The following is a 15,540-nucleotide window of genomic DNA, read 5'->3' as shown; positions in this document are numbered from 1 at the left end:
CATGCAGGACACCAGCACTTCTGCCGCCGTCGCAGCAGCGCAGCCGGGTCGCCTGAAACGGCTGTGGCGATGGTTCTTCTCGCCGACCGCGCGCTACGCCTGGGGACTGATCGCCATCGTCGCATTCGCCGGCGGCGTCCTGTTCTGGGGCGGCTTCAACTGGGCGATGGAGATGACGAACAACGAGCAGTTCTGCATCTCCTGTCACGAGATGAAGGAAAACGTCTATCTCGAATACCGCAACACGGTTCACTATTCGAACCGCACCGGCGTGCGCGCCAGCTGTCCGGATTGCCACGTGCCGAAGGAATGGAGCCACAAGGTCGTCCGCAAGATCCAGGCCTCGAACGAGGTGCTGCACAAGATCCTCGGCACCATCGGCACGCCCGAGAAGTTCAACGCCCACCGCATCGACCTTGCCAAGAGCGTGTGGCGCGGCATGAAGACGACGGACTCGCGTGAGTGCCGCAACTGCCACAAGTTCGACCACATGGAGTATGCGGTGCAGGAGCCGCGCGCCTCCAAGCTGCACCAGACCGCGTTCGCGCAGGGCAAGACCTGCATCGATTGCCACCAGGGCATCGCGCACAAGCTGCCGCCCAAGGCGCAGGAGGGATATCGCGATATGCTCGAGCATATCGACGAGGTCGGCCCCGTGCAGCGCATGATCGACTTCCTGCAGGATGCCGACGTCGCCAAGGCGAAGGCGGCGAGGTGATGGACATGCTTCAGCAATCCTGCGATACGGCGGATAGCGCGCCCCTGCCTTCCGCCGCCGTCAGCGTTGCCCTGGTCTATGATTCGGGCCCGGCCGTGAACCGGTGGTTCGCCGGTCTCGTCACCGAGCTTCGCGGCTCGGGCAAGAGCCTGGCCGGCCTGATCCAGGAGGACGTGCCGCAGCCGGGTCGCACACGCTGCGACATGGTTCTGCACGAGCTCGCCACCGGCCGGTCGATGTCGATCTCCGAGGATCTCGGCGCAGGTGCGACCTCCTGCCGTCTGTCCACGCCGCGCCTGCTCGAAGCGGCGCAACTGGTCGAAGCCCAGCTCGCCGACGCCGAGATCGTGTTTCTCAACAAGTTCGGCAAGGCCGAGGCGGAAGGCGGAGGGCTGCGCGACCTGATTGCCCATTGCATCGAGTCCGGCAAGAGCCTCGTGATCGGCGTTCCCAGCGGCAATCAGCAAGCCTGGACCGATTTCTGCGGCGAGTATTTCAGGACGGTCGCGGCAACGCCGGAGCCGAGCCAGGAGGCGATCGCGGCTCTTGCGGCTCTGCTCGCTCAGCCTCCAGCCGGCAGCGAGCAGCTGCACGTGGCCTGAGGCCGCATCCCGGCTCGTCCCGCCGGACCGGCGGGCGCCATTGCTCCCGCTGGTTCAAGCGGGGGCAGAAGCGCTATTGCCAGCCGGGAACGCCGCGCATGTCGGGCAGCTTGTGGGCAATGCCCTTGTGGCAATCGATGCAGGTCTTCTCGCCGCTGAACAGGTAGCGCTGATGCGCAACCGAGGCCCGCGGCGACTGCTTCGTGATGTCCATGGAATCCGCGCTGTGGCAGTTGCGGCATTCCAGTGAATCGTTGGCTTTGAAGCGCGCCCATTCATGCGCGGCCAGCTCGAGCCGGTGATCCATGAATTTCTCGCGGGTGTCGATCGTGCCGAAGATCTTGCCCCAGACTTCCTTGGACGCCTGCATCTTGCGCGCGATCTTGTCGGTCCAGTTGTGCGGCACGTGGCAGTCCGGACAGGTGGCGCGGACACCGGAGCGGTTGGAGAAGTGGATGGTGGACTTCAGCTCCGCATAGACGTTGTCCTTCATTTCGTGACAGCCGGTGCAGAACTTTTCGGTGTTGGTCAGTTCCAGCGCGGTGTTGAAGCCGCCCCAGAAGATGACGCCCGCCACGAAGCCCGCGAGCACGAGCGTGCCGAGCGCGAACACAGAGCTCGGGCGCCTCAGCACGCCCCAGAGCTCGAGCACAAAGCTCCAGGTTCGCGCGATGAAGCCGCGCCTGGGCTTGGACTCCTCCGTGGTCGCGCTCATCGGCGGCCACCGGGGCTTGCGCGCGAGAGCAGCGTGTCGATGTCGACGAAGTCGTTGCTCACGGGCGGATTGGCGGTGTTCTGCGGCACGTGACACTCCGTGCAGAAGAAGCGACGCGGCGAGATCGAGGCCAGGAACTGGCCGTCGCGGTCCATGAAGTGGGTGATCGAGACCATCGGCGCCTGCGACTCCGCCGTGCGCGCGCGGGCATGGCAGGACAGGCACTTGTTGCCGTTGAGGTCGATCTGGTAGCCGTCGATCGTATGCGGGATCACCGGCGGCTGCTCCGGGTAGTTGCGCGTCTCCTTCTCGGAGGTGTTGCGGTTCGGCAGCATCGTCGGCGCCGGCCCTTCGTCGTTAAGCGGGGTCGGGCCGCGCAGGCCTGAATTGAGCGTCTGCGCGGTCAGCGCGCTCGCCCCCGCGGCAATCGCGAGCGCCAGCACGGCAATGCCAAGTCGCTTCATCATGGCTCACACCCGCTCGATGCGCACGGCGCATTTCTTGTAGTCGGTTTGCAGCGAGATCGGATCGGTGGCGTCCAGCGTCACCTTGTTGATCAGCTTGGATTCGTCGAACCACGGCACGAAGACCAGCCCACGCGGCGGCCGGTCGCGGCCGCGTGTCTCGACACGGGCGCGGATGAAGCCGCGCCGCGAGACCACCTTCACTTCGTCGCCGCGACGGAGCTTGGCCTCCTGCGCATCGTCCGGGTGCATGAAGCACACGGCCTCGGGGAAGGCCTTGTAGAGCTCGGGCACCCGGCGCGTCATGGTGCCGGAATGCCAGTGCTCCAGCACGCGGCCGGTCGAGAGCCAGAACGGATAGTCGTTGTCGGGCGATTCCGCCGGCGGCTCGTAAGGAAGGGCGAAGATGCGCGCCTTGCCGTCCGGATAGCCGTAGAACTGCACCTCGGTGCCCTGCTTGACGTAGGGGTCGCTGCCCTCGCGGAAACGCCATTTGGTTTCCTGGCCGTTGACGACAGGCCAGCGCAGGCCGCGCTCGCGGTGATAGGTCTCGAACGGCGCGAGGTCGTGGCCGTGGCCGCGGCCGAACGAGGCGTATTCTTCGAAGAGCCCCTTCTGCACGTAGAAGCCGAATGCCTTGGATTCCTCGTTGGCGTAGCCCTCCTCGATCTCGGAGGTCGGGAATTTGTCGACCTGGCCGTTCTTGTAGAGCACGTCGAACAGGGTCTTGCCGCGAACCTCGGGTTTCTTGGCGATCAGGTCCTCGGGCCAGACCTCCTCGATCTTGAAGCGCTTGGAAAACTCCATGAGCTGCCAGAGATCGGACTTCGCCTCGCCGGGCGCGTTGACGAGCTGGTGCCAGAACTGCGTGCGCCGCTCGGCGTTGCCGTAAGCGCCCTCCTTCTCCACCCACATCGCGGTCGGCAGGATCAGGTCGGCGGCCAGGGCCGTCACTGACGGATAGGCGTCCGAGACCACGATGAAATTGTCGGGATTGCGGAAGCCCGGATAGGTCTCCTCGTTGGTGTTGGGGCCGGCCTGGAGATTGTTGTTGACCTGCACCCAATAGGCGTTGATGAGGCCGTCCTTCAGCATCCGGCTCTGCAACACGGCATGTGCGCCGGGCTTGTCGGGAATGGTGCCCTCGGGCAGCAGCCAGAGATGCTCGGCGTGGTCGCGGTGCTGCTTGTTGGTCACCACCATGTCGGCGGGGAGGCGGTGCGAGAAGGTGCCGACCTCGCGCGCGGTGCCGCAGGCGGAGGGCTGCCCGGTCAGCGAGAACGGGCTGTTGCCGGGCGAGGAGATCTTTCCGGTCAACAGATGGATGTTGTAGACGAGGTTGTTGCACCAGACGCCGCGGGTGTGCTGGTTGAAGCCCATGGTCCAGAACGAGACCACCTTGGTCTTCGGGTCGGCATAGAGCTCGGCCAGCGCCTCGAGGCGGTTCAGCGGCACGCCGGACATCTCCGCCGCTTTCTCCAGCGTGTAGTCCGAGACGAACTTGACGAATTCGTCGTAGCTCATGTCGGTGGAGTCATTGGCCTTCGCCGCACCCGTCGCCTTCTTCTGCAGCGGATGCTCGGGCCGCAGGCCGTAGCCGATGTCGGTCTGGCCGCGCCTGAAGATGGTGTGTGCGGCGACGAAGTCCTTGTGGACCCGGCCGGTCTTGATGATGTGATGGGCGATGGCGTTGAGAATGTAGAGGTCGGTTTGCGGCTTGAACACCATGCCGATGTCGGCGAGGTCGAACGAGCGGTGCTCGAAGGTCGAGAGCACGGCGACGCGGACATGCGGCGCCGAGAGCCGGCGGTCGGCGAGGCGCGTCCACAGGATGGGGTGCATCTCCGCCATGTTGGAGCCCCACAGCACGAAGGCGTCGGTCGCCTCGATGTCGTCGTAGCAGCCGGCCGGCTCGTCGATGCCGAAGGTGCGCATCATGCCGGCGACGGCCGAAGCCATGCAGTGCCGCGCGTTGGGATCGATGTTGTTGGTGCGGAAGCCGGCCTTGAACAGTTTCGAGGCGGCATAGCCTTCCCAGATCGTCCACTGGCCCGAGCCGAACATGGCGACGCCGTTCGGTCCGCGCTTCTTCATCGCCTCCTTCCACTTCACCTCCATGATGTCGAAGGCTTCGGTCCAGGACACGGGCGTGAACTCGCCGTTCTTGTCGTATTTGCCGTTCGCCTTGCGCAGCATCGGCTGCGTCAGGCGGTCGTGGCCGTACATGATCTTGGAGAGGAAATAGCCTTTGACGCAGTTCAGGCCGCGATTGACCTCGGCCTTGATGTCGCCGTGGGTCGCGACCACGCGGTTGTCCTTGGTGGCGACCATCACGGAGCAGCCGGTGCCGCAGAAGCGGCAGGCGGCCTTGTCCCATTTCAATTCGCTCGCCTCCCGCTCGGCGGCGAGATTGGCGGCGAGCGCCGGGACCGGCATGCCGGCAGCGGCGGCCGCGATCGCGGCAGCCTCCAGCTTCAGCATCTGGCGGCGGTCGAGCTTTGGCGATGTCATGATGGCTCTCCCGGTCTTTAGGCGGTTTCGATGGCGTGGAAGACGAGCGCCGCGGAATAAACGTGTCGCAGGGATTGGATGGTGTTGAGCATGGTGCCGAGGCTGCCGGCGTCCAGCGCCTCGGCCACGACCACGAGCTTGCCACGCACGTCGCGGCCGTAAATCTCGCAGCCCGCGAGGGCGGTGATGTCGGCTTCGACGTCGGCGAGATGCTCGGGGCGCGCCTGCACCACGATACTGGCAATCTCGCCCCCGGGCGGGGGCACGATGCGGTCGGCGCCGAGCACCTGTCCCGTGATCAGCGCGCGACGGTTGAGTTTGGCTTGGGCCATATGCCTGCCTTTCTGGGTATCAATGCGGGGTCGGAGGCGGGCCGGGCGGGCCCGCGAACATCTGGTAGATCCACACGGCCAGCCCGTAGCTGCCGACGGTCCCGACCGCGAGGACGGGCATCACGACCGCCGTCAGGAACAGGAACGCGAAGATCTCCATGCGCCGTTGGCGCAAACGCCCAGTCGTGTCGTCGCCGGGGGCCGGCATATCCGGTCTCTCTCTTGCAGTGCCTAAGATCTTGACGGCTTACGGCCGTCGCTCCGTGAACTTGTCAAACTATATCGCCGGAGACCGCCGATTCTGACATGGATCAATGCGCCTTGCATCAACTAAGTCGTCGCATTTCGCATGGCTGATTCGAGCCCGTGATGGCGAGCAGCCATGGACAGCGCGACCCCGCTCATTAAGATGCCATTAACAACAATAATCGCGGGAGAACGACGCCATGAAGTTCGGCATCTTCTACGAGCTGCAACTGCCGCGGCCCTGGGTGGCTGGCGACGAGCTCGCCCTGTACCAGAACGCGCTGACGCAGATGGAGCTTGCCGACAAGCTCGGCTACGACCACGCCTGGGTGGTCGAGCATCACTTCCTCGAGGAATATTCGCACTCGCCGTCACCGGAATCCTTCCTCGCCGCAGCAAGCCAGCGCACCAGGAACATCCGCCTCGGGCACGGCATCCTGCAGCTCACCACCAATCATCCGGCGCGCGTTGCCGAGCGCGTTGCGGTGCTGGATCTGCTCAGCAACGGCCGCTGCGAGTTCGGCATGGGCGAGAGCGCGTCCATCACCGAGCTCACGCCGTTCGGCCGCGATATGGAGACCAAGAAGGAAGTGTTCGAGGAAGCCGTCGCCGCGATCTTCCCGATGTTCAAGGACGCGGGCAGCGAGCATCACGGCAAGTATTTCGATATCCCCCTGCGCAACGTCGTGCCCAAGCCGGTGCAGAAGCCGCATCCGCCGCTATGGATGGCCTGCTCGCAACTGCCGACCATCGAGCGTGCCGGCCGTCACGGCTTTGGCGCGCTCGGCTTCCAGTTCGTCAGCGCCGACGCCGCCCATGCCTGGGTGCACGCCTATTACAACGCGATGACCAAGCGGCTGCATAAACTGGCGGACTACCAGATCAATCCGAACATGGCGCTGGTCTCGTTCTTCATGTGCGCCAAGACCGACGAGGAGGCGCGCGCCCGCGCCGACGGCGCCACCTTCTTCCAGTTCGCGCTGCGCTTCTACGGTGCCTCGCAGAACCGCCAGCGGCCTGCGCCCTACACCGTCAACATGTGGGACGAGTACAACAAGTGGAAGCGCGACAATCCTGAAGCGCAGGAGGCGGCGCTGCGCGGCGGCCTGATCGGCTCGCCGGAGACGATCCGCAGGAAGCTGAAGCGCTTCCAGTCCTCGCATATCGACCAGGTCATCCTGCTCAACCAGGCCGGCAAGAACAGCCACGAGCACATCTGCGAATCGCTGGAGCTGTTCGGCCGCGAGGTGATGCCGGAGTTCCAGAACGACCCGGCGCAGGCAGCCTGGAAGCAGGGCGTGATGAGTGGCGAGATCAAGCTGGAGGAGATCGACACCGAGGCCTTTACGGACCGCTACGGCAAGCTGGCGATCAGTGTCGCCCCGGCGAAGGCGGCGGCGGGGTAGGGGGCTCTGTTGCCAAAGCACCGGATCTACACGATCAGCTTCGCCAGCGTTTACCCGCTATATGTTGCGAAGGCGGAGAAGAAAGGGCGCTCGAAGGCCGAGGTCGATCAGATCATCTCTTGGTTGACGGGTTATGGTCCGAAGGAGCTGCAAGTCCAACTGGAAGGACAGACGGATTTTGAGACCTTCTTTGCAGAGGCCCCTGCAATCAACCCCTCGCGCACCCTCATCAAAGGCGCGGTGTGTGGCGTTCGAGTGGAGGACATCAAGGAGCCAACGATGCGGGAAATCCGTTACTTGGATAAGCTGATCGACGAACTGGCCCGGGGAAAGACAATGGACCAGATTCTGCGAAGAAAGTGATTTCGAGCGGCTACCGTCCATTCGGCTCAGCGATGTTCGCGCAATCTGCCACGCAGAGCGGCCTTCCGGCGCGCCGCCATTGCTGGTAGACCACGTCAAAAGCGACAGGGAGAAGACGATGCGCCCTTGCGGGACGTCCACAACTGCAGCGGCAGGCGATATCGCGCCCGCGGTGCTCGCCATAGGCCGCTCCGATTTCCCAAAAGTCCTGATCGACACGCTGCGCCGCCACGCCGATGTCGGCCATTGCATGGTGTTCGCGCTGAGCCGTTCCGGTGCCGCGACCTGCCTGCTCGATGCCGGCAACATCCCGATCGGCGGCGATCTCGGCGCGGCCTATGCCGGGCACTTCCATGAATCCGATCCCAACCGTGATGCGCTGTTCGAAGGTGAGGGCCCTGCGCCGATCATGCTGCCGTCGTTCGCGCCGCGCATGTATGGTGCGCGCTACCGCAAGATCTTCTTCCACGAGTCCGGCATCGTCGACAAATGCGCGACCGCGATCTGGACCGGCGGCACCTGCTTCTATGTCAATTTCTACCGCATCACGGCCCAGGGCCGTTTCAGCGCCGCCCAGCGCGAGCGGCTGCAGGCGATCGCACCGGCGATCGGCGCCAGCGTCGCCCGTCATTTCCAGCAGACCGCGACCGCGACGCCTGACCAGAACCTCGCCACATTGTTCGCCACGCGCGCGCCGCTCTCCACGCTGACACCGCGTGAGCAGGAGGTCTGCCGTCGCATCCTGCTCGGTTTCAGCTCCGAGGCAATCTCGCAAGAACTCGGCATCAGCCTGCATTCGACCCTGACCTACCGCAAGCGCGCCTATCAGCGGCTCGGCATCTCCTCGCAGAACGAATTGTTTTCGATCGTGCTGGGTCTGCTCGCGGGGCCTCACGGCCTGAACTGAGTATCAAGCGGTATCCCCCATTCTTGATGTCGCCGAACAAGAATTCCGCGTTAACCATCGCCAACGGTTCCCGTCTGCGCGGCATCGCTTCGAAGTTTCTTAAATTTTGCTGGGTACCTCTTCAGGCACAGTGACCCCTGGAGAAAGATATGGCTAAGCGGGCCAAGGCCAAACGTGGGAAGGCGGAGACGCTCGCAATCCCGATGGCCGCGAGGGTTGCAATTGGCACCGTGGCCGTCGCCGCGTTGGGGTACGGTTTGCTGTCCGGCCAGGCGAGCGTGCAGCCGGTACGGAAGCCGCCCGCACAGGAAGCCCGGGCATCGTCGTCTCCTGTCTACGTGGCGCCTCCAGTTCATGCCGCAGCGGCGGTTCCGGCCCCGGCTGCAGCTCCGATTCCGGCACCGGTTCCGGCGCCTCTGGCCGAACCGCCCAAAGCCGACGCTGATGCTCCTGGAGCATTGGTGCGGCAGGTGGTCGACTATGCCAGCCGCCAGGCACCGGGCACGGTCATCATCGATACCGGAAACACATTCCTCTATTTCGTCCTGAACGACAGGCAGGCGATGCGCTACGGCATCGGTGTCGGCCGCGAAGGTTTCACGTGGTCCGGTGAGCAGACCGTGGCGCGCAAAGCCGAATGGCCGGATTGGCATCCGCCGACGGAGATGATCGGGCGCCAGCCTTATCTGCCGCGCTTCATGGCAGGTGGTCCCGGCAATCCGCTCGGCGCCCGCGCAATGTATCTCGGGGAGACCGAATATCGCATTCACGGCACCAACAACCCCGCTACGATCGGCAAGCGCGTTTCGTCCGGCTGCATCCGGCTCACCAATGACGACGTCACGGACCTCTATGAACGGGTGAAGGTCGGCGCGAAAGTGATCGTGCTTCCGGCAGCCGCGGCTCGCCGACCGTCCCAGGGAGCGCCGGCCGACGCCGCATCGCGTTCGCCGGACCCGGCACCGCCGTCGAACCGGCCCTCGGCAGCCAACGCGCAGATGCTCCCATCTGGACCGAAGATCGCCGAGGCCCGGTAGCTCGGTCCGTCCCTATCGCTAGGGACAGACGCCGGCCGCGGAGTTCGCTAGTCTGGCCTGAAGGATACGACAATCCGGGGAGGCCGCTTTGAGCACCGCGCCGCGCATCGACATCGACCCTGTCGCGTTCTGGGCCGATCCCTATCCGATGCTCGCGACAATGCGGAAAGAAGCGCCGATCGCGTTCGTGCCGCAGCTCGGCTCGACCCTGCTGACCAGCCGCGACGACATCTCGATCTCCGAGAAGCAGATCGACGTGTTCTCCTCGCACCAGCCCGCCGGCCTGATGAACCGGCTGATGGGCCACAACATGATGCGCAAGGACGGCGAGGCGCACCAGGTCGAGCGCCGCGCGATGTTTCCGACGGTGTCGCCGAAGACGGTGAAGGCGCATTGGACCGCGCTATTCCAGGCCCATGCCGACCGCATCCTCGACGCGATCGCGCCGGGGCGGATCGACTTCATGCGCGACTTCGCGCTGCCGTTCTCCGGCGAATGCCTGAAGTCGATCACCGGCCTCACCAATATCGGCTTTGGCGACATGGACGCGTGGTCGCAAGGCATGATCGAGGGCATCGCCAACTATGCCGGCGATCCCGCCGTCGAGGCGCGCTGCCATGCCGCGACGTCGGGCATCGACGCTGCGATCGACGATATCCTGCCAGTGATCACGAAGAACCCGGACCAGAGCATCCTCGGCGTGCTCGTGGCCTCCGGCATGCCGATGGACAGCGTGCGGGCAAATGTCAAACTCGCGATCTCAGGCGGCCAGAATGAGCCGCGCAAGGCCATCGCCGGCACGGTCTGGGCGCTCCTGACCCATCCCGAGCAGCTCGATCTGGTGCGCAAGGGCGAGGTGACCTGGCTCGAGGCGTTCGAGGAATATGCCCGCTGGATCTCGCCGATCGGCATGTCGCCACGGCGTATCGCCAAGCCGTGGAGCATCCGCGACGTTTCGTTCGAGCTCGACGAGCGTGTGTTCCTGATGTTCGGCTCCGCCAATCGCGACGAGAGGCATTTTGAGCGCGCGGACCAGTTCGACGTGCGGCGTGATACGACCAAGAGCGTCGCGTTCGGCGCCGGCCCGCATTTTTGCGCCGGCGCATGGGCCTCTCGCGCCATGATCGCCGACGTCGCGCTGCCGACCGTGTTCGCACGCGCCAGGCTTATCGAGATCGCCGATGACGAGCCGGTGCGGATCGGCGGCTGGGCGTTTCGCGGACTGCAGAATCTGCCGGTGACATGGCATTAGCCGGGACCAGATCCGTGCGGCTCTCACATTCGCGTGCAGAAAAAATCCCTCTGCATCATCGCGGCCGCTTGAAAGATTAATCATGCGCGCTGCCGCACGCGCAGTGCTCGCATCGCTATTTTTCCGCACGTCTCGACACCTCCGATAACCCGCACCATCATTCCTGAAACGTGAATGATGACGGCCGCACGCGGCCGGGAGTGTGGAATGCAGCGTCGTGACTTTCTCAAGCTCTCCATCGGAACCGCAGCCGCCGCTGCGCTCGCCTCGCCTGCGATCGCGCAAGGCGCGGTGAAGGAAATTCGTGTCGGCTACCAGAAGAACGGCGTGCTGGTCATCACGCGCCAGCAGGCCGCGCTGGAAAAACATTTCACGCCCCTGGGCATCGAGGTGAAGTGGGTCGAGTTCTCCTCGGGCCCGCCGATGATGGAGGCGATGAATGTCGGCAGCGTCGATTACGGCGCGGTCGGTGATTCCCCGCCGGTGTTCGCGCAGGCCGCGGGCGTCGCGATCGTCTATGCCGCGGGCCAGCCCATCACCAACGGCCAGGGCATTTTGGTGCCAAAGGATTCGCCGATCCGCGCGATCGGTGAGCTGAAAGGCAAGCGTGTCGGCTTCACCAAGGGCTCCAGCGCGCACAACATCGTGGTGCAGACGCTGGAGAAGGCGGGCCTCACCTATGCCGACATCACACCGGTCTATCTGACGCCGCCGGACGCAGGCCCCGCCTTTGCCAATGGCAGCATCGAGGCCTGGGCGATCTGGGATCCGTACTTCGCGATCGGTGAGACCAAACAGAGCGGCCGCATCCTGATCAACGCGCGCGAGGTCACCAAGACCAATTCCTTCTACATCGCCAACCGCGATTTCGCGAAGAACCACGGCGCGATCCTGCAGCAGATCGTCGACGTCACCACCGCGACCGCCAGATGGGCCGAGCAGCATCGCGACGAGGTCGCGAAGTCTCTCGCCGCGGTGACCGGCATTCCGCTGGAGATCCAGACCATCGCGGCCAACCGGTCGTCCTTCGTCGTCGGGCCCGTCACCGATGACATCGTCGCGACCCAGCAGGGCGTCGCCGATCGCTTCTACAAGCTCGGCCTGATCCCGAAGCCGATCGCGATCCGCGACATCGTCTGGCGCAACCCGGCAGCCTGATCGTGCCGACCAGCCTTCCCACACACAGGGGTTTGAACATGAGGCGTATCATTCAGCGTCTGATCGCGGCCGTCGTGCTGTCGATCGGCATCGTCGCTGCCGCGGTCGGCACGTCCTACGGTCAGGACAAGGTGGTCCGCATCGGCTACCAGAAATACGGCAAGCTGGTGCTGCTCAAGAGCAAGGGCACACTCGAGCCGAAGCTCGCCGCCGACGGCTACAAGGTGGTGTGGACCGAATTCCCCTCCGGCCCGCCGCTGCTCGAAGCGCTCAATGTCGGCGCGATCGATTTCGGCAACACCGGCGAAGCCCCGCCGATCTTCGCGCAGGCCGCCGGCGCGCCGATCCAGTATGTCGCCTATGAGCCACCGGCGCCGAAGGGCGAGGCGATCCTGGTGCCAAAGGACAGTCCGCTGAAGTCGGTCGCCGACCTCAAAGGCAAGAAGGTCGCGCTCAACAAGGGCTCTAACGTCCACTACCTCCTGGTCAAGGCGCTGGAGAAAGCGGGCGTGAAGTATTCGGAAGTTGAGCCCGTGTTCCTCGCACCCGCCGACGCGCGCGCCGCCTTCGAGCGCGGCGCGGTCGATGCCTGGGTGATCTGGGATCCGTTCCAGGCGGCGGCGGAGGCGGCCACCGGCGCGCGCACGCTCGCTGACGGCACCGGCATCGTCGCCAACTATCAGTTCTACTTTGCCTCGAAGAAATTCCTCGGTGCCAATCCTGAGATCGTCGACGTCGTGCTCGCCGAGCTCAGCACGGTCGACGATTGGGCCAAGGGCGATATCCATGCAGTAGCCGAGCAACTTGCTCCGGCGATCGGATTGTCGGTGCCCGTGGTCGAGGTGGCGTTAAAGCGACAGTCCTACGGCATCAAGCCGATCACGGATGCCGTCATCGCCGACCAGCAGCAGGTAGCCGACGCGTTCTTCGCGCTGGGCCTGATCCCCAAATCCATCAAGATCTCCGATGTGGCTCGGAAGTCAGGATCGTGAGCAAGGTCATGAGCAAGCAACCCAACACCAACATTCTCTGGTTCCTGCCGACCCACGGCGACGGCCGCTATCTCGGCACCGGCGTCGGCGGCCGTGAGGTCAATTTCAACTATCTGCGCCAGATCGCGCAGGCCGCCGATCAGCTCGGCTATTTCGGCGTGCTGCTGCCGACCGGGCGGTCCTGCGAGGATTCCTGGATCGTCGCCTCCGCAGTCGCACCGTTCACCGAACGGCTGCGTTACCTCGTGGCTGTCAGGCCCGGCCTGCAATCGCCGAGCGTTGCGGCGCGCATGACCGCGACGCTCGATCGCGTCACGGGCGGCCGGCTGCTCGTCAACGTCGTCACCGGCGGCGATCCCGTCGAGAACAAGGGCGACGGCATCTTCCTCGGCCATGACGAGCGCTACGAGGTCACCCGCGAGTTCCTGGGCGTCTATAGCGACCTGCTCGCCGGCAAGACGGTCAATGTCGAGGGCAAGCACATCCATGTCGAGGGCGGCAAGCTGCTGTTTCCGCCGGTGCAGTCGCCGCGCCCGCCGCTCTATTTCGGCGGCTCCTCGGACGCCGGCATCGACGTCGCCGTCGATACCGTCGATAAATATCTCACCTGGGGCGAGCCGCCGGCCCTGGTGGCCGAGAAGATCGCCAAGGTGAGGGAGGTCGCGAGCGCGCGCGGCCGCAAGCTGTCCTTCGGCATCCGCCTTCATGTGATCGTTCGCGAAACCAACGAGGAGGCCTGGGGTGCCGCGAACGAGCTGATCAGGCATGTCAGCGACGACACCATCGCGCTGGCGCAGAAGAACTTTGCCCGCATGGACTCCGTCGGCCAGCAGCGCATGGCGCAGCTTCACGGCGGCAAGCGCGACAAGCTCGAGATCGCCCCGAACCTGTGGGCCGGCGTCGGCCTCGTGCGTGGCGGCGCCGGCACGGCGCTGGTGGGCGACGCCGAGACGGTGGCGGCCCGGATCAGGGAGTATCAGGAGATCGGCATCGATACCTTCATCATGTCGGGCTATCCGCATCTGGAGGAGGCCTATCGCTTCGCCGAGCTGGTGTTCCCGCTGCTCTCGCTGGAGCAGCCCTCCAACGTGACGAAGCTGCACTTCAACGGCGGTCCGTTCGGCGAGACGGTCGGCAGCGACTTCCGTCCGCAACATCGGGTGTCGCAGTCATGAGCGTGATCGACAGCGTTTCACTTCCGCGCAGCTTTCGTTTGCCGCGGATCGACGGCCTGATCCAGTGGATCGTGCCGCTCGCCATCATCGCGATCTGGCAGGTCGCTAGCGTGACCGGCTTCGTGCCGACGCGGGTGCTGCCGGCCCCGAGCGACGTCCTGCTCGCCGGCTGGAAGCTGCTGCTCTCCGGCGAGCTCGTCCGCAACATCTGGGTCTCGTTCTGGCGCGCCTCGATCGGTTTCCTGATCGGCGGCAGCATCGGCTTCGCGTTCGGCCTCGCCAACGGCCTGTCGCAGCTTTCGGCAAAACTCACCGACACCACGTTGCAGATGGTGCGCAACGTGCCGCATCTGGCGCTGATCCCGCTGGTCATCCTGTGGTTCGGCATCGACGAGAGCGCAAAACTGTTCCTGGTGGCGCTGGGCGTGTTCTTCCCGATCTACCTCAACACGCTGCACGGCATCCGCACCGTCGATCCGCAGTTGGTCGAGATGGGCCGCATCTACGGCATGACCGACGGCGAATTGTTCCGCCGTGTGATCTTCCCGGGCGCGCTGCCGTCGATCTTCGTCGGTATCCGCTTCGCGCTCGGCATCATGTGGCTGACCCTGATCGTCGCCGAGACCATCGCGGCGTCATCGGGCCTCGGCTACATGGCGATGCAGGCGCGCGAGTTCATGCTGATCGACGTCGTCGTGCTCTCGATCCTGATCTACGCCCTGCTCGGCAAGCTCGCCGACAGCGCCTCCCGCGTGCTGGAGCGTTTGACGCTCTCCTGGCACCCCGCCTTCCAGAAAAATTGAGCAGAGATACTGGGAATCACATGCAGACAGCCGTTCGTAGCTCCCTTCCGGAAACCGAGCTCGCCAGCCGCGCCAATTTTGCGCCTCACGCGCGCGTCGTGCGCGAGGCGCAAAGCACCGGCCTGCCGCTCAGCATCCGGGGCTTGCGCAAATCCTTCGGTAGCAACGAGGTGCTGCGCGGCATCGATTTGCACATTCCCGCCGGCCAGTTCGTCGCCATCGTGGGAAAAAGTGGTTGCGGCAAGAGCACGCTGCTGCGCCTCATCGCGGGCCTCGACAAGATCGACGCCGGCAGCATCAGCTTCGGCCAGGACATTCAGCCCGAGGACATCCGCGTCATGTTCCAGGAGCCGCGGCTTCTGCCCTGGGCGCGGGTGCTGGCCAATGTCGAGGTTGGCCTCGGCCGCGATCGTGCCTCCGCCGATGCCCATGCGCGCGCCGAGAAGGCCTTGAGCGAGGTCGGCCTTGCCGACAAGCGCGACCAGTGGCCGTCGGTGCTGTCGGGCGGCCAGAAGCAGCGCGTCGCGCTCGGCCGTGCGCTGGTTTCCCGTCCGCGCGTGCTGGCCTTCGACGAGCCGCTTGGTGCGCTGGATGCGCTGACCCGGATCTCGATGCAGCGCCTTTTGGAGCGTGTCTGGCGCGACCAGGGCTTTACTGCGATTTTGGTGACCCATGACGTCGCCGAGGCCGTGGCGCTGGCGGACCGGGTGCTGGTGATCGAAGAGGGCCGCATCGCCCATGATGTCGTGGTTCACGCGAGCCGGCCGCGCCAGCGCGGCTCGGCCGAACTTGCGGGTCTGGAGGGCTCGATCCTGAGCCACCTGTTGTCGGCGGACGATCGTATCTAGATACAAGGGAA

The 15,540-nt window shown here is 64.9% G+C and carries 17 protein-coding genes; 12 read left to right on the top strand and 5 right to left on the bottom strand.

The annotated features are described in order from the left end of the window. Position 1: 1 nt before the first annotated feature. On the top strand, positions 2-718 hold the full coding sequence (locus tag XI03_RS12210; protein ID WP_063615300.1) for a NapC/NirT family cytochrome c: 717 nt from the start codon (positions 2-4) through the stop codon (positions 716-718). A 5-nt stretch (positions 719-723) separates the two neighbouring features. Continuing rightward, on the top strand, positions 724-1,320 hold the full coding sequence (locus XI03_RS12205; protein WP_271592276.1) for a DUF2478 domain-containing protein: 597 nt from the start codon (positions 724-726) through the stop codon (positions 1,318-1,320). A gap of 73 nt (positions 1,321-1,393) precedes the next feature. Here XI03_RS12205 and XI03_RS12200 read toward each other — a convergent pair whose 3' ends face one another. From XI03_RS12200 to napE, 5 genes are read right to left on the bottom strand one after another with little or no spacing between them, the layout of a single operon-like run. After that, positions 1,394-2,035 carry a NapC/NirT family cytochrome c gene (locus XI03_RS12200; protein ID WP_028140229.1) on the bottom strand — a complete coding sequence of 214 codons (642 nt, stop codon included), beginning with the start codon at positions 2,033-2,035 and terminating at the stop codon, positions 1,394-1,396. Further along, a complete protein-coding gene (locus tag XI03_RS12195) occupies positions 2,032-2,502 on the bottom strand; it encodes a nitrate reductase cytochrome c-type subunit (protein WP_028140228.1) in 471 nt (156 codons plus the stop codon). Before XI03_RS12195 ends, XI03_RS12200 begins: the two co-directional genes overlap by 4 nt. A 3-nt stretch (positions 2,503-2,505) precedes the next feature. Continuing rightward, positions 2,506-5,010, bottom strand: a complete 2,505-nt coding sequence (napA, locus tag XI03_RS12190; protein ID WP_271592275.1) for a nitrate reductase catalytic subunit NapA — start codon at positions 5,008-5,010, stop codon at positions 2,506-2,508. 17 nt (positions 5,011-5,027) lie between these two features. Next, positions 5,028-5,342 (bottom strand): chaperone NapD, encoded by a 315-nt coding sequence (locus XI03_RS12185; protein WP_028140226.1) that lies wholly within the window; start codon positions 5,340-5,342, stop codon positions 5,028-5,030. 19 nt (positions 5,343-5,361) lie between these two features. Further along, on the bottom strand, positions 5,362-5,550 hold the full coding sequence (gene napE / locus XI03_RS12180; RefSeq protein ID WP_028140225.1) for a periplasmic nitrate reductase, NapE protein: 189 nt from the start codon (positions 5,548-5,550) through the stop codon (positions 5,362-5,364). A gap of 238 nt (positions 5,551-5,788) precedes the next feature. Here napE and XI03_RS12175 point away from each other — a divergent pair, with 238 nt between their 5' ends. From XI03_RS12175 to XI03_RS12130, 10 genes are all read left to right on the top strand, one after another. Continuing rightward, complete coding sequence (locus XI03_RS12175) at positions 5,789-6,994, top strand: LLM class flavin-dependent oxidoreductase (RefSeq protein ID WP_028140224.1); 1,206 nt, start codon at positions 5,789-5,791, stop codon at positions 6,992-6,994. A gap of 9 nt (positions 6,995-7,003) precedes the next feature. After that, on the top strand, positions 7,004-7,357 hold the full coding sequence (locus XI03_RS12170) for a DUF2200 domain-containing protein (RefSeq protein WP_271592274.1): 354 nt from the start codon (positions 7,004-7,006) through the stop codon (positions 7,355-7,357). Positions 7,358-7,475: 118 nt separating this feature from the next. Continuing rightward, the gene (locus XI03_RS12165) at positions 7,476-8,264 is read left to right on the top strand and encodes a helix-turn-helix transcriptional regulator (RefSeq protein WP_271592273.1); all 789 of its coding nucleotides are present in this window, start codon (positions 7,476-7,478) and stop codon (positions 8,262-8,264) included. A 149-nt stretch (positions 8,265-8,413) separates the two neighbouring features. Further along, positions 8,414-9,301: a L,D-transpeptidase gene (locus tag XI03_RS12160; protein ID WP_271592272.1), complete on the top strand. Its 888-nt coding sequence runs from the start codon at positions 8,414-8,416 to the stop codon at positions 9,299-9,301. Positions 9,302-9,389: 88 nt separating this feature from the next. Next, entirely contained in the window at positions 9,390-10,553 is a 1,164-nt protein-coding gene (locus tag XI03_RS12155) for a cytochrome P450 (protein WP_271592271.1), read from the top strand. A 207-nt stretch (positions 10,554-10,760) separates the two neighbouring features. Next, positions 10,761-11,711, top strand: coding sequence for a sulfonate ABC transporter substrate-binding protein (locus XI03_RS12150; protein ID WP_271592270.1), 951 nt, complete (start codon positions 10,761-10,763; stop codon positions 11,709-11,711). Between the two features lie 38 nt (positions 11,712-11,749). Beyond that, on the top strand, positions 11,750-12,703 hold the full coding sequence (locus XI03_RS12145) for a sulfonate ABC transporter substrate-binding protein (RefSeq protein WP_097668370.1): 954 nt from the start codon (positions 11,750-11,752) through the stop codon (positions 12,701-12,703). 8 nt (positions 12,704-12,711) lie between these two features. Next, positions 12,712-13,878 carry an FMNH2-dependent alkanesulfonate monooxygenase gene (ssuD, locus tag XI03_RS12140; protein ID WP_097668382.1) on the top strand — a complete coding sequence of 389 codons (1,167 nt, stop codon included), beginning with the start codon at positions 12,712-12,714 and terminating at the stop codon, positions 13,876-13,878. Next, complete coding sequence (gene ssuC, locus XI03_RS12135) at positions 13,875-14,681, top strand: aliphatic sulfonate ABC transporter permease SsuC (RefSeq protein ID WP_038970845.1); 807 nt, start codon at positions 13,875-13,877, stop codon at positions 14,679-14,681. The genes ssuD and ssuC overlap by 4 nt, the downstream gene beginning before the upstream one ends. Before the next feature lie 20 nt (positions 14,682-14,701). Beyond that, positions 14,702-15,529, top strand: coding sequence for an ATP-binding cassette domain-containing protein (locus tag XI03_RS12130; protein WP_271592269.1), 828 nt, complete (start codon positions 14,702-14,704; stop codon positions 15,527-15,529). Positions 15,530-15,540 lie beyond the last annotated feature (11 nt).

The organism is Bradyrhizobium sp. CCBAU 65884 (assembly GCF_028128835.1).
GTDB classification, from domain to species: domain Bacteria; phylum Pseudomonadota; class Alphaproteobacteria; order Rhizobiales; family Xanthobacteraceae; genus Bradyrhizobium; species Bradyrhizobium ottawaense.
This window is presented reverse-complemented; position numbering and strand designations above follow the sequence as displayed.

Excerpts from the sequence above, each read along its gene's own strand:
- XI03_RS12165 (WP_271592273.1), top strand. The coding sequence starts at position 7,476 with ATGCGCCCTTGCGGGACGTCCACAACTGCAGCGGCAGGCGATATCGCG.
- XI03_RS12200 (WP_028140229.1), bottom strand. The coding sequence starts at position 2,035 with ATGAGCGCGACCACGGAGGAGTCCAAGCCCAGGCGCGGCTTCATCGCG.
- XI03_RS12150 (WP_271592270.1), top strand. The coding sequence starts at position 10,761 with ATGCAGCGTCGTGACTTTCTCAAGCTCTCCATCGGAACCGCAGCCGCC.
- XI03_RS12195 (WP_028140228.1), bottom strand. The coding sequence starts at position 2,502 with ATGATGAAGCGACTTGGCATTGCCGTGCTGGCGCTCGCGATTGCCGCG.
- napE (WP_028140225.1), bottom strand. The coding sequence starts at position 5,550 with ATGCCGGCCCCCGGCGACGACACGACTGGGCGTTTGCGCCAACGGCGC.
- XI03_RS12210 (WP_063615300.1), top strand. The coding sequence starts at position 2 with ATGCAGGACACCAGCACTTCTGCCGCCGTCGCAGCAGCGCAGCCGGGT.
- napA (WP_271592275.1), bottom strand. The coding sequence starts at position 5,010 with ATGACATCGCCAAAGCTCGACCGCCGCCAGATGCTGAAGCTGGAGGCT.
- XI03_RS12205 (WP_271592276.1), top strand. The coding sequence starts at position 724 with ATGCTTCAGCAATCCTGCGATACGGCGGATAGCGCGCCCCTGCCTTCC.
- ssuC (WP_038970845.1), top strand. The coding sequence starts at position 13,875 with ATGAGCGTGATCGACAGCGTTTCACTTCCGCGCAGCTTTCGTTTGCCG.
- XI03_RS12185 (WP_028140226.1), bottom strand. The coding sequence starts at position 5,342 with ATGGCCCAAGCCAAACTCAACCGTCGCGCGCTGATCACGGGACAGGTG.
- XI03_RS12130 (WP_271592269.1), top strand. The coding sequence starts at position 14,702 with ATGCAGACAGCCGTTCGTAGCTCCCTTCCGGAAACCGAGCTCGCCAGC.
- ssuD (WP_097668382.1), top strand. The coding sequence starts at position 12,712 with ATGAGCAAGCAACCCAACACCAACATTCTCTGGTTCCTGCCGACCCAC.
- XI03_RS12145 (WP_097668370.1), top strand. The coding sequence starts at position 11,750 with ATGAGGCGTATCATTCAGCGTCTGATCGCGGCCGTCGTGCTGTCGATC.
- XI03_RS12160 (WP_271592272.1), top strand. The coding sequence starts at position 8,414 with ATGGCTAAGCGGGCCAAGGCCAAACGTGGGAAGGCGGAGACGCTCGCA.
- XI03_RS12175 (WP_028140224.1), top strand. The coding sequence starts at position 5,789 with ATGAAGTTCGGCATCTTCTACGAGCTGCAACTGCCGCGGCCCTGGGTG.